Annotated in this window: 14 protein-coding genes; 5 read left to right on the top strand and 9 right to left on the bottom strand. The window is 57.7% G+C overall.

What is annotated here, in order from left to right; all coding sequences use genetic code 11:
• Positions 1-378, bottom strand: a 378-nt coding sequence (locus FBY01_RS31710) for a phage infection protein (RefSeq protein ID WP_145306363.1), incomplete at its 3' end; no start/stop codon positions are given.
• Positions 379-612: 234 nt separating this feature from the next.
• The gene (locus FBY01_RS00345) at positions 613-1596 is read right to left on the bottom strand and encodes a quinone oxidoreductase (protein WP_010455799.1); all 984 of its coding nucleotides are present in this window, start codon (positions 1594-1596) and stop codon (positions 613-615) included.
• Positions 1597-1971: 375 nt separating this feature from the next.
• On the opposite strand from FBY01_RS00345, the gene FBY01_RS00340 reads away from it, so the two are divergent.
• The 3 genes from FBY01_RS00340 to FBY01_RS00330 all read left to right on the top strand — a co-directional run bounded on the left by FBY01_RS00340 (position 1972) and on the right by FBY01_RS00330 (position 4476).
• The gene (locus FBY01_RS00340; RefSeq protein WP_010455798.1) at positions 1972-3036 is read left to right on the top strand and encodes a hypothetical protein; all 1065 of its coding nucleotides are present in this window, start codon (positions 1972-1974) and stop codon (positions 3034-3036) included.
• Between the two features lie 31 nt (positions 3037-3067).
• Complete coding sequence (locus FBY01_RS00335; protein WP_010455797.1) at positions 3068-3991, top strand: LysR family transcriptional regulator; 924 nt, start codon at positions 3068-3070, stop codon at positions 3989-3991.
• A gap of 104 nt (positions 3992-4095) precedes the next feature.
• Entirely contained in the window at positions 4096-4476 is a 381-nt protein-coding gene (locus tag FBY01_RS00330) for a response regulator transcription factor (protein ID WP_010455795.1), read from the top strand.
• 144 nt (positions 4477-4620) lie between these two features.
• Here the strand turns inward: FBY01_RS00330 and FBY01_RS00325 are convergent, their stop codons facing one another.
• The 3 genes from FBY01_RS00325 to FBY01_RS00315 form a co-directional block, all read right to left on the bottom strand.
• The gene (locus FBY01_RS00325; protein WP_010455793.1) at positions 4621-4896 is read right to left on the bottom strand and encodes a hypothetical protein; all 276 of its coding nucleotides are present in this window, start codon (positions 4894-4896) and stop codon (positions 4621-4623) included.
• 88 nt (positions 4897-4984) lie between these two features.
• The gene (locus tag FBY01_RS00320) at positions 4985-5692 is read right to left on the bottom strand and encodes a metallophosphoesterase (RefSeq protein ID WP_145306277.1); all 708 of its coding nucleotides are present in this window, start codon (positions 5690-5692) and stop codon (positions 4985-4987) included.
• Positions 5693-5834: 142 nt separating this feature from the next.
• The gene (locus FBY01_RS00315; protein ID WP_077748130.1) at positions 5835-6035 is read right to left on the bottom strand and encodes a hypothetical protein; all 201 of its coding nucleotides are present in this window, start codon (positions 6033-6035) and stop codon (positions 5835-5837) included.
• Positions 6036-6635: 600 nt separating this feature from the next.
• Between FBY01_RS00315 and FBY01_RS00305 the strand changes: the two genes are divergently transcribed.
• Positions 6636-7862 carry an RtcB family protein gene (locus tag FBY01_RS00305; RefSeq protein ID WP_077748153.1) on the top strand — a complete coding sequence of 409 codons (1227 nt, stop codon included), beginning with the start codon at positions 6636-6638 and terminating at the stop codon, positions 7860-7862.
• Positions 7863-7918: 56 nt separating this feature from the next.
• Here the strand turns inward: FBY01_RS00305 and FBY01_RS00300 are convergent, their stop codons facing one another.
• From FBY01_RS00300 to FBY01_RS00290, 3 genes are all read right to left on the bottom strand, one after another.
• Positions 7919-8332, bottom strand: coding sequence for a VOC family protein (locus FBY01_RS00300; protein ID WP_145306279.1), 414 nt, complete (start codon positions 8330-8332; stop codon positions 7919-7921).
• Between the two features lie 143 nt (positions 8333-8475).
• Complete coding sequence (locus tag FBY01_RS00295) at positions 8476-9081, bottom strand: TetR/AcrR family transcriptional regulator (protein ID WP_042932735.1); 606 nt, start codon at positions 9079-9081, stop codon at positions 8476-8478.
• Positions 9068-9919: a 3-hydroxybutyryl-CoA dehydrogenase gene (locus FBY01_RS00290; RefSeq protein WP_010455783.1), complete on the bottom strand. Its 852-nt coding sequence runs from the start codon at positions 9917-9919 to the stop codon at positions 9068-9070. The genes FBY01_RS00295 and FBY01_RS00290 overlap by 14 nt, the downstream gene beginning before the upstream one ends.
• Before the next feature lie 165 nt (positions 9920-10084).
• Between FBY01_RS00290 and FBY01_RS00285 the strand changes: the two genes are divergently transcribed.
• Positions 10085-11098, top strand: a complete 1014-nt coding sequence (locus FBY01_RS00285; protein ID WP_145306281.1) for an AraC family transcriptional regulator — start codon at positions 10085-10087, stop codon at positions 11096-11098.
• Positions 11099-11150: 52 nt separating this feature from the next.
• Here the strand turns inward: FBY01_RS00285 and FBY01_RS00280 are convergent, their stop codons facing one another.
• A complete protein-coding gene (locus tag FBY01_RS00280; RefSeq protein ID WP_145306282.1) occupies positions 11151-11513 on the bottom strand; it encodes a DUF6124 family protein in 363 nt (120 codons plus the stop codon).
• Positions 11514-12100: the final 587 nt, after the last annotated feature.

Here is a 12100-nt window from a genome sequence, read left to right as displayed (position 1 = left end):
CAGACGATCCGATCCGCCTTCGGCAACACTGCGACGCTCGATCAGACGATCCGATCCACCTTCGGCAACACTGCGGCGCTCGATCAGGCGATCCGATCCGCCTTCGGCAACACTGCGGCGCTCGATCAGGCGATCCGATCCACCTTCGGCAACACTGCGGCGCTCGATCAGACGATCCGATCCGCCTTCGGCGACACGAGTTGGCGCCGATCTGGCGCGATGTTGTTGCACCGGTGGGTCACGATCATCCGGTGCATTATTTTCCCGGCCGACGGCAATATTTTGTTCGGCGTACCCTTCGGAGGCGATAGCTTGGGTAGCGATCAAACCCGTCGCGGCAAGAAAGGCGATGGCCAGACCCAATTCGGAAGTTTTCATTATATTCACCCTGATTAGTCAGTAGGCTCAATTCATAAATAACCTTAAGTTTGCGAGGCGCTATTTATGTAGTTGAACGGGTAACGTGTGAAAAGCTGGTTTCGTTAGAGCCATTCAAATAGTAAAGGAATGAACAGAGACGTCACTTATGCCTACGGTCTCTGCGCAGGCATCTTCGTATAAGTTGCTCATCCCTTGGTATGGCCTGTGGCGGGATGAGCGTACTTGAGTCGTTCAAACGATTAAAACAGTAGCACCGGTAGTGCGGCGTTCTTCAAGGTCTCTGTGGGCGTCTACTAGTTGATCGAATGGATAAACCCGCCCAGGCTCAACATTGATTATTCCCGTCGTAATTGCGTTAAACAGGTCTTGCGCCGCGACCGCCAACTGTTCGGCTGTTGCCACGTACACGGGCAATACCGGCCAGGTCAGGTTCAGCGATCGCGGTGCGAGGTCGAACGGGTTGATCAACGGAGGGTTGCCGGAGGCCTTGCCAAATACCACAAGCGTTCCCCTCGGCTGCAGCACCGACAACGAGTCGACAAAAGTGTCCTTGCCCACGGAGTCGAATACGGCTTTCACGCCGACATTATTGGTGAGCTCCATGACGCGATGGGCGAAGTTTTCCGTGCGGTAGTTGATGACATGCGAACAGCCTGCCGCTAAAGCAATGGCCATCTTTTCATCCGAAGACACCGTACCGATCACCCGTATACCGAGCGCCTTTGCCCACTGGGTGAACAACTGCCCGACGCCGCCTGCCGCGGCATGATAAAGCACGGTATCGCCCGCCTTGAGGTTGACGGTTTCCTTGAGCAGGTAACGTGCGGTCAGGCCCTTCAGGAAGCTGGACGCTGCTTGTTTGTCGCTGATGTCATCCGGAACGATTGCCACGCGATCGGCGGGATAAAGGCACAGCGTTGAATAGGCGCCATGCACATCGTCCGAATAAACAACCCGGTCTCCAACCTTGATACCCACGACATCGACGCCGACGGCCTCGACGATACCCACCGCTTCATTACCGAGAATGGCTGGGAATGCAGGCACTGGAAATGTCCCGCGTCGGTAATAAACCTCGACGAAATTCAAACCGATGACCGTGTTGCGGATCAATACCTGAGTGGGGCCGGGCTCCGCTACTTCGATGTTTTCAAATACCAGTACTTCAGGCGGACCGTAAGCATGGATGCGAGCTGCTCTTGCACGATGAGTCATGTTGGATTCCTTGATGATTGCGAGTGTGTGTCTGCTCGAGTGAGCAGCCAACTCAGGGAGTCAGGTATTTGTAAGTAGCCAATAGGGGCAAACGAATTATAGGGCTTGGCGCTGAGGCGACAATCATCCTGACAGTGCACAGACTGTGTAATGAAATTGGACAATCGTCGGTTGAATGGATTTACGGGTGGGTCAGTACTTGTGAGTCGCTAGAGTAAGTGTGTTTTTTTCTGAGGATTAATACCTTCATATAGTGTGACTATACTTAGTTAGTCATTAGTTTTTTCGTTTCTCTGGCATTCTGCTTGGAATATCACAGGGCGAATAGGCTTTTACAATCCTTGCGATAACTATCTTATTTTCGAGGGTTGTTGGATGGTCGATAAGTGGGCAGTCAGCCCTTACGAAAGGGCGGTACAAAACGCGCCGCATAAATGGGCTATCTGGGTGCCTGTGCTGGTGACCGCCGTATACCCTTATTTCCTGAATGCCTTCCACGCGCAGGTCATGTCGGTTGAACCGGGCTCGACGATGCCGCTGGGTTCCATGCTTCTGGCCATTGCCTTGATGGTGGCCGTTTTCGCGGTGCCGGCCATGGGGTTTGCCTTGGCGTGCCAACGCATTACGCGTCAACAGAACGCGGCAGCACAGCTCAGAGCAAGACGCTTGGCACTCTTCATCATGTGCGCGCCGACGCTGTACTGTTTTGTCGGTGTCAATCTGATCATGTTGGGCAGCCCAGTGCCGGATGAGTGGTTCTGGGCGGCGTCCTGGATAGGGCTGGGAGTTTATCTCAGTAGAGACGGTGGCAAGAACGAGCAGCCAATCAAGCCCATTCGTTCCATGCCGGCACTGCGAGTGGCCCACGGCATTGCCGGGGTGATCGTGTTGTTGTTCGTGGTCTTTCACTTGTTCAATCATTTGTTCGGCCTGGCCGGACCGGACGTTCACGCGAAGGTCATGGAGCTGGGACGCACCGTTTATCGTTCATCCTTTGTCGAACCGATCCTGGTCGTTGCTCTGCTGTTTCAGGTGGTCAGCGGCCTGCGCCTTGCCTGGAACTGGAGCTCGGTCGGTGGCGACAACTATCGTATTTTCCAAGTGGGCTCCGGGGTGTTCCTGTCCATCTTCATCCTGGGCCACCTCAACGCCGTGTTTGTATTTGCAAGAACCTACGCCGGAATTGAAACGGGCTGGGACTTTGCGTCCGGTGATCCGGTGGGAATGATTCATGACCCTTGGGGCATTCGTTTGCTGCCGCATTATGCAATTGGCGTGTTCTTTATCATTGCTCACCTGTTTTCAGGGCTCAGGGTGGTGATGCTGGCGCACGGCGTTTCCCTGTCTAAAGCCAATATCTGTTGGTGGAGTGGCGCCGTTATCGGCGTGCTGACCAGCCTGTCGATCATGTTAGGCATCACGGGGCTGCGACTGTCCTGACGCGCTGTTCTGACTATCAGGTGAACCCGCTTTGACAATCGATACGGATGGATTCGAGCTGCTGACAGTCTTCGTTTGCGTGGCTGATTCGCGCGGTTTTACCGCGGCAGCGGTCATGATGGGCGTGAGCAAATCAGCGATCAGTCACGCCATCCGCCAGTTGGAAAAACGGGCCGGCGTTCGACTGTTCAACCGAACGACGCGCAGCGTGGGCCTGACCGAGGCCGGTGAAGTGTTCTATCGAAAGGTTGCGCCGCTGGTGCTTGAGCTGAAAAGCGCCTTTTCAGATTTGGCTGAGGTCGCGGCGAACCCTTCAGGTACGCTGCGGTTGACCATGTCACGCAGCGCCTATGTGATGTTTCTGGAACCGTTGGTGCCCAGGTTCCTGGCGGCCTATCCAGACATCAATCTGGATATCGCCATCGAAAGTCGTGTGGTCGATATCGTCAATGACGGTTTCGATGCCGGCATAAGAGTGAACAAAATGCTGGAACAGGACATGGTGACCGTTCCTTTGGGCGCCGATATCCAGATGGCTGTGGTGGCATCGCCCGCCTATGTCAACGCTCACGGCATACCGAAGGTTCCGGCAGAACTTCTGGACCATGATTGCGTCCGCTACAACAGCGCCGTGACCGGTGCCTGCGAGCGGTGGACATTTTCATGCGAGGGGCAGGATGTCGAGATCGAGACAAGAGGGCGCATTTCCAGCAACGACGGGATGACCTTGCTCGGCGCTGCGCTTGATGGCTGTGGTTTTGTCTATGTGTATGACCGCTATGTTCAGGACTACCTTGCCAATGGCCGCCTGGTCAGAGTGCTGGAGGACTGGAGCCCCAGGCGCAGTTTGTCACTTTACTATTTCAGCCGCAGCGCCATGCCGCCAAAGCTGCGCGTGTTCATTGATTTTTTAAAGCAGCATGAAGGGGGGGCAGAGAAACCATTCAGGCATTGAGGGCCATGAGCGATGCAGGTTTCAACGCCACCCGTCAGAACGAGCGTGTTCAAGAAAAAGAGGCGCTTTATCGATTAGCTCCCATCACTTCAAGGTTGAATTAATTGTCAAACATTCCAATCATTTCGATCGTTGATGACGACGACACTGTTCGTACTTCACTGGACAGCCTGGTGAGGTCGATGGGGTATGCCTGTCGTACTTTTTCATGTGCCGAAGAGTTTCTGGCTTGCAAGGCGCTGGACTTAACGGCGTGCCTTATTTCGGATATCCGGATGCCCGGCATGAACGGCATTCAATTGGTTGAAGCACTGCAAGCGCGTGCGATGCGTTTCCCGGTCATCTTCATCACTGCCAGCGTGGGAGAGAGTACGGAAATCAGGGCGCGGGAATTGGGTGCGCGGGGTTATTTCAGGAAGCCCTTCAATGGTGAGCAACTGATGGCTCATGTGCACGACGTCCTCAATATAAAAAAGGCTGACTAACGTCGATCCGACGCGCCGTACGCAAAAAAGCCCGCCACAAAAAGTGACGGGTTTTGGGGCAATCACCGTCAGTGCCGGGATGAGCTCGCGCCGTGGGGGATGCCCTTTATCGTACTCACGCCCGTGCACCACTCGCCTGCAGGCTTACTGTTGCGGCTTCGACTTGGCTCCTTCATTCCCTGAACCACTCGAACCAGCGGCGTCTTTTTCTATCTCATGCGATTCCGCGCCAGAATTGGAACCCGATGCTTCCTCGCCCTTTTTGTCAGCCTTTTCTGCATTCGACTCGCCTTGGTTGAGCCCGGGAAGTGCGCTGGGTGGGAGGGTGGCGTCTTCCGTGGTTTTCTCGGTTGCGAGCGAGTAGAGCGGGCAGATCGAGACAAGTCCGGCGAGCATGAGAGGAGCAATTTTGCTGTTCATCGTTTGCACCTGCTGTGCGAGTGGATGTACCCATTGGAAAAGCATGGAAGGTGAACGTGCCGAGGTCAGGACGAGCGGTACAGGATGCTCAAGGCGCCGGCTCAAGCGTTTCGAGATTCAGCAGGGTGAAATAGCCCTCCGCCGGCCTCCATCCCGCCGTGTCGATATGAATCACATTGCCAAGCCTGACGGGCACGGGAATGGGGTTATGCCCGACCACCAGCGCACGCAGGCCCGCAACGCCCTGTGTTTCCCGCTGTTCGAGGCGGCTGCGGGACCATAGGCAGCGGTTCTGGACTTGCATCAGGCGCTGGCTGCTCTTGGGCGATTGCAGTTCGTTTCGCAGTTGAGCCCATGATGGAAACGGACAATCGGCGTGCACGATGCCGATCAGGCCCTGGGCGGTTTCGACTTCGATTGCGATTGGCAACTCGGCGAACGTCGCGGCGAATGTTTTCTGTTCGGGCAGCGACAGGTGCGTGAACCATAAGCCGCCGTTGAAGATCCAGCTGTCGACGGCACAGGTATCGAAGTGAACCACGTAGTCATCATGGTTGCCGCACACGGCGTGGAACCACGGCTTGTCCAGCCAATCGAGCGCGGCGCGGCATTCGGGCCCGCGGTCAATCAGATCGCCAACACTGAAAAGGCGATCGACCGAAGGGGTGAACCTGGCGGCATCCAGCGCAGCCTGCAGCCGAGTGAAGTGGCCATGGATGTCGCCAACCGCGAAATCCCGGCCGGCCATGTTTGCGGCGAAGCGCTTCACCCGCGCCACCGCTGAGATTTCAAACATGACAGTGCCTCATCCTCCAATCGCAGGGCGAGTTCGTTGTCAGTTGAGTTTAGGCGCGTCGGCGCCAATCGTGGGCAAGGGCTTGGGTTGATTAACAGAAAAACCCGGCCATTGCGCCGGGTTTTATCGTCAGGGGACGGCGTTAGTAGCCAGCCGCCTGGGCGAGGTGGTTTTCCGGCGTCACGGTGATGAAGTGCAGTGGAACGTGCGGTTGTTCATCGCTGGTGCGGATTTCGACGCTGCCGACGATTTGAAGATGTCGCTCACTCAGTCCGGTCGACTCTTGCGCCTTTGCCATAGCCATTCTCGCGTGGTTCGCTGCGATTTCATTGAGAGTTGACACGTTACATCTCCGGGGGGACTGACCAAGCATTGATTAGAGGGCCGCCGCGTCAGAATTACGTCGTTCCGGGGCTGCCAAGACCGGCTTGTGCAATCCCTAAGCCAGAGAGGGCCGCCTGTTGTGCGTCAGGTTTTCATAGGCGACGAATGGTTGTCGTGCTGCTGGGTTGTCGGCTTCAGCGCGACGGTTTAAACGCGTGGGCAGCGAGGTGATTGCCTTCGTCAAATCCACCGAGGTCTCCATCGCCAAGCTCTGAAGAGCGCGTTCGACATTCAATATCTGCGGCCTCGGCGGATGCCGTTAAGTCCACGAGCGACGAAAATCCAGTGGGAGCGAGGCTTGCCCGCGAAGCACGCACCGCGGTTTTTCAGGTATTGCGTGTCATCGTTCTTCGCGGGCAAGCCATGCTCCCACTGGTTCTGTGATCACGTTGAGGTTTTCAGGGGAATATTCGGGCGTAAGATAGAGGCGCTTCTTTCATCAGACGGTGCCCACGCACAACCTGTCGATCAAGCGGGCCAAAGCGCTCGCTGACAAGATCCTGGAAACCAGGAAATAACCAAGGAACTCAAGGGGCCGAGGCGCCACTTGTTCGAAAACATGCAAGCACCTACCTACCAACTGCTGGAAGTCGCCCACGGCAAACCGATCAAACTCTGGACCGAAGGCGTCCCGGTCGAAAACGAAGCCAGGCAACAATTGATCAACACCGCAAAGATGCCGTTTATCTTCAAGCACCTGGCGGTGATGCCTGACGTGCACCTGGGCAAAGGCTCGACGATTGGCAGTGTGATTCCGACGGTGGGTGCGATCATTCCCGCCGCTGTCGGCGTGGACATTGGCTGCGGCATGATCGCCGCGCGCACATCGCTGACCGCCGCTGACTTGCCGGATAACCTGCATGGATTGCGCTGCGCAATCGAAAAAGCCGTGCCCCATGGCCGCACAGTCGGGCGTGGCGTGCGGGACAAAGGGGCTTGGGATAGCGTTCCGAAACAGGCCGATCAGGCTTGGGCCGCACTGAACCCGCGGTTCAAGGCGATCACCGACAAATACCCGAAACTCGCCAACACCAACAATCGCGGGCACTTGGGCACGTTGGGTAGCGGTAACCACTTCATCGAGGTGTGCCTGGATGAAACCAACCGTGTCTGGTTCATGCTGCACAGCGGTTCACGCGGGGTTGGTAACGCCATCGGCAACCTGTTCATTCAACTGGCTCAGGCCGACATGCGCCAGCACCTCGCCAACCTGCCGGACCGTGATCTGGCCTATTTCGAAGAAGGCAGCCGGCATTTTGATGATTACGTCGAAGCCGTCGGTTGGGCCCAGGATTTCGCCAGACAGAACCGGGCCTTGATGATGCACGCGGTGATTCAGGCCACACGTAAAGTGATCAGCAAACCGTTCGAAGTCGCTCTGGAAGCGGTCAACTGCCACCACAACTATGTGCAGAAAGAACGGCACTTTGGCCAGGATATTCTGGTCACCCGCAAGGGCGCGGTGTCGGCGCAGAAGGGCGAGTTGGGGATCATCCCAGGCTCGATGGGCGCGAAAAGTTTCATCGTTCGCGGGCTCGGCAACGAGCAATCGTTCTGTTCCTGCAGTCACGGCGCCGGTCGCGTCATGAGCCGCACCAAAGCGAAAAGCCTGTTCACCGTCGAAGATCAGGTCCGCGCCACCGCCCACGTCGAGTGCCGCAAAGATGCATCCGTGATCGATGAAATCCCCATGGCCTACAAAAACATCGACCACGTCATGCACGCCCAGCGCGAACTGGTGGAAGTGCTGCACACCTTGCGTCAGGTGGTGTGCGTGAAGGGATAGGCGCTACTGCGCCAGCCCAACCTTTCCTGATCGGGCTGTTGGATGTCTGGAACTCGTCACTGATCCTTTTCGCAATTCACCATCCACGACACACCGAACCGGTCCACCAGCATTCCGAAGCGTGCGGCCCAGAAAGTCTCTTCCAGTGGCATTTGCACCTTGCCGTCTTCTGATAACGCGTCGAACACACGTTGCGCTTCGGCAATGCTGTCGACGTTCAGCGAGACCGAGCAACCGCTCATGTCATCCGTGGGGCGATCCGGTGTGGTGTCCGAACCCATGATCGCCTGATCACCCACGGCCAGACAGGTATGAATGATCAGGTTGTGCAAGTCGGCGGGGAAGTGTTCGCGCGCTGGGCTTTCGCCGAAGGTCATCATCATTTCGATCTGGCCTGGCAGGGCTTGCTCATAGAAGGTGAAGGCAGCTTTGCAGTCGCCGTTGAAGATGAGGTAGGGATTGATTTTCATGTTTTGCTCCCGGTAACCGTGGGTCTGGAGACCCATATTGGCCTTTGAATGGACTCCAAGTAGCAAAGCGTTAGACGTGGAATCGTGCCGGGTTTGTTTAGACGTTTTTTCTATGGAAGAAGCGAGGCTTATTGCTTGAACACTCAGGCCGCCGCACGCGTGGCGGGCGATGGGCGCAGCAGACGCTCGACGGCGCCGATCACCAGGCTTTCCAGCAACTCATCGCGCTGCGCGTCCTCCAGCGGGTGATGTGCCAGCCAGCCGGGGGCGCTGTTGAGCAAGTTGGCGATGGCGTGTCCGGCGGCGATCAAACCCTGTTCGCCGAGGCGGGACGGTGCGCCGAGCATCTTCAGCAACGTGCGTTCGTATTGCTCGCGCAACTGTCGAACACGCGCTTGCTGCTCGGCGTTCAGGCAGCCGCTGTCGCGCTCCGCCAGGCGAAAATGCCACGGCATTTCCCGGTGCAGATTCAAATGCGCGCGGATCAGGTTGGGCAGTTTGTCGCGTTTTGCCGAGCCTTTTTGGTCGATGCGCCCCAGGGTCGACAGCAGTTCTTCGTAGAACTCCTCGATCAGGTCGAGCAGCAAGTGCTGCTTGCTCGGGTAATGGTGATACAACGAGCCCGGGGACAGCCCCAGGCACGTTGCCAGCTCACGCATGCCGACCTGCCCGAACCCCTTGCTGGCGAACAACTCCAGCACGATGTCCCGGTACTCGGCGAAGCGCGAGCAACGCTCAGGCATAGGCATGGAAGCCACGTCCTGTCTTGCGTCCCAGGTAGCCGGCGGCGACCATTTCCTTGAGCAGCGGAGCGGGGCGGTATTTGCTGTCGTTGAAACCGTCGTAGAACGCTTCGAGAATCGCCAGCACGGTGTCCAGACCGATCAGGTCGGCCAACGCCAGCGGACCGATCGGCTGGTTGCAGCCCAGGCGCATGCCGGCGTCGATGTCGTCGGCGCTGGCCAGGCCTTCCTGGAACACCAGAATTGCTTCGTTGATCATCGGCACCAGAATCCGGTTGACCACGAAGCCCGGACGGTTGCCGGCGGTGATCGCGGTTTTGCCGAGGGTGGTGGCCATATCCAACGCCAGGGCGTGGGTCGCGTCGCTGGTTTGCAGGCCACGAATCACTTCGATCAGGCCCATCACCGGCACCGGGTTGAAGAAGTGCAGGCCGATGAAACGCTCAGGCTGGCTGACGCTGGCGGCCAGTTGAGTAATCGACAGCGACGACGTGTTGGAGGCAATCACGCACTCGGCGCTGACCTGCGCGGCGATCTGTTGCAGCACGCGCAGTTTCAGGTCGAGGTTTTCGGTGGCGGCTTCGATCACCAGCTGAACGTTGTGCAGGCTGCTGTAATCGGTGCTGGTGCGGATCCTGGCGAGGGCGTCGAGCTTTTGCGCTTCGGTCAGGGTTTCCTTGGCAATCTGCCGGTCGAGGTTTTTGCCAACGGTGGCCAGGGCTTTTTGCAGCGCGCTCTCGGAGATGTCGATCAAGGTCACGTTGAAGCCGGCCACTGCGCAGACTTGCGCAATGCCGTTGCCCATGGTGCCCGCGCCGATCACGCCGATGTTTTGCAGATTCATGTTCCGTCCTTCCGATCAAACCCTGCGATACCTTGGCCGACGTAACGGCCGAAGGCGTACTATTGGCCGCGAGTCTAGAACCGGCAGGGCGGTTGTCCTATGCCGCAACTGTTCAACGGTGCTGGTGTTTTTTGCCAGTCGGGCGATGGGGAGAGAAGCGTTCAAATGCGGGAAAAGGACTCGGTGGCGGCCTACTTCGTGCAGGCGATGATCCATGGGCAGGGGGGCAATCCGCAGCGTTCGCGAGCTGCGCTGGAAGAGGCGGGCATCGACCCGGCATTGATCGAGCAGCCGACCGCCCGCGTGCCGGCGAGCGCGTTTGCTGCGCTATGGCTGATTCAGATCCGCGAATTGAACGATGAGTTCTTCCGACTCGACTCCCACGGCATGCCCCCCGGCAGCTTCGCGCTGATCTGCCGCGCCTTGATCCAGGAACCCGACCTGCACAAAGCCATGCGCCAGTGCCTGGCCAACTTCGCGCTGTTCCTGCGCGACTTTCGCGGCACCCTGACCGTGCGCGGCAAACGCGCGATCATCAGCCTGGACAGCCACGCGCAAAACGAAGACGCCAGCCGTTTCGGTGAAGAGACGTTCCTGGTGTTGATGATCAGCCTGCTGTGCTGGCTGGGCGGGCGGCGCATCCCGATCGACCGCGCCGATTTTCGCCACGAGCGCGTCTCCCTCAGCGACGACCGATTGCTCTGGGGCCCCAACCTGACCTTCGGCGCCGACCGCACCGAAATCGAATTCGCCAGCCACTACCTGCGCCTGCCGGTGGTCCAGGACCTGGCTTCACTGAAAGTGTTCCTGCGCACGGCACCGCAATGGCTGGTGATCCGCTTCCGCAACCAGCATGGCCTGGCATCACAAGTCCATCAGCGCCTGCGCAACAGCCATTACAGCCAATGGCCGACCTTACAGGCGTTCGCCCTCGAACAACACCTGAGCCCCAGCACCTTCCGCCGCAAACTGGAGCGGGAAGGCTGTTCGTATCAGGAGATCAAGGACGAAGTGCGGCGCGGGGTGGCGTTTGAGCAGCTGCGTGAGAGCCGGGCGAGTATTAGTGATATTGCTGAGCAGCTGGGGTTTCAGGAACCGAGTGCGTTTCATCGGGCGTTCAAGAAGTGGACGGGGGAGAGTCCTGGGCGGTATCGGGCGCGGTTTCAGGGGGGAGTCTGATGTCTTTGCTGCCCCTTAGCGAGGAACAAGCCCTCGCTAAGGGGCTGAGTGATTACTTAGGTGGAACGAAGTTGTCCAGCATTCGGTTCGCCGCCAGTTCCCCCAGCATGATGACCTGCTGAAGTGCCAAGAGGGTATGCCGATGGGGACCTTCCACCAATGCCGCCACGTCGCCGGCCATGACGCTGGCCGATGCCAAATTCTCACACGTTTGAACTAGCAAGGTTTCATGGTCGATGTCTGGCGCGATCATAAAAATAGTGCTGGGTTTGCGTGGAGTGTTGTTCATGAGCGCTGCCGGGTTGAGATAGAAATCGAGGGCGCGCTCGGCGGCCTCATTGAGTTTTTTTGAGGCGACGGATTCGTACGGGGATGCCGGATCGGGGGCCGGCGGATTGGGTGTAACTTTGAACATACGCTAAGTCCTTTAATTTGGCCGCAACCCTCTTGCTACTAAACATAAGGGTGGCGGCTGTTCGCAGGTTAGTAGACCGGGGACCTAGCAATCCGGCGCGCCCGAGAGCGCCCTGCGCACAGCCACCATCAAGTGCAGGCAAATGAATACCTGATTGATAGGCGCTAATGCACCTTGCTAGATACCGGGCTACTAAACCCGACCACTGATAGGCAGTGGCAGGGAAACAATAGAGGCCAGGGGCAAGGATCACAAGCCGGCGGATTCTGTCTTAACCGTAGGTAATGGCGCAAGGTCTTGTAGCCTTCGGGACGTAACACTGGGTGTTTTTAAACACGCATCGTTAAACGCGTGAAAGCGCTCCAACATCTGAGGACGCGTCCGACATTTTTCCGGGTGTCTTGCGGCGCGACCCCACCCGACGCCCGCTTGAGTTCTTCTTGGGTGTGCGCGGTGACGTGTGTTTTTTGAATTGAGGTTCTGGTAGGCGATGCCGGATCGATCACCGGCGGATGGTAGGACGCTGACGGCTGCGGCGCTTCTCTGAATTACGTCGGTCAAGAGGACGACGTTGGGGCATTCATATC

The organism is Pseudomonas sp. SJZ077, assembly GCF_007993905.1.
Taxonomy (GTDB): domain Bacteria; phylum Pseudomonadota; class Gammaproteobacteria; order Pseudomonadales; family Pseudomonadaceae; genus Aquipseudomonas; species Aquipseudomonas mandelii.
Note: the sequence above shows the minus strand (reverse complement) of the source record. Positions and strands in the feature narration are given on the sequence as shown.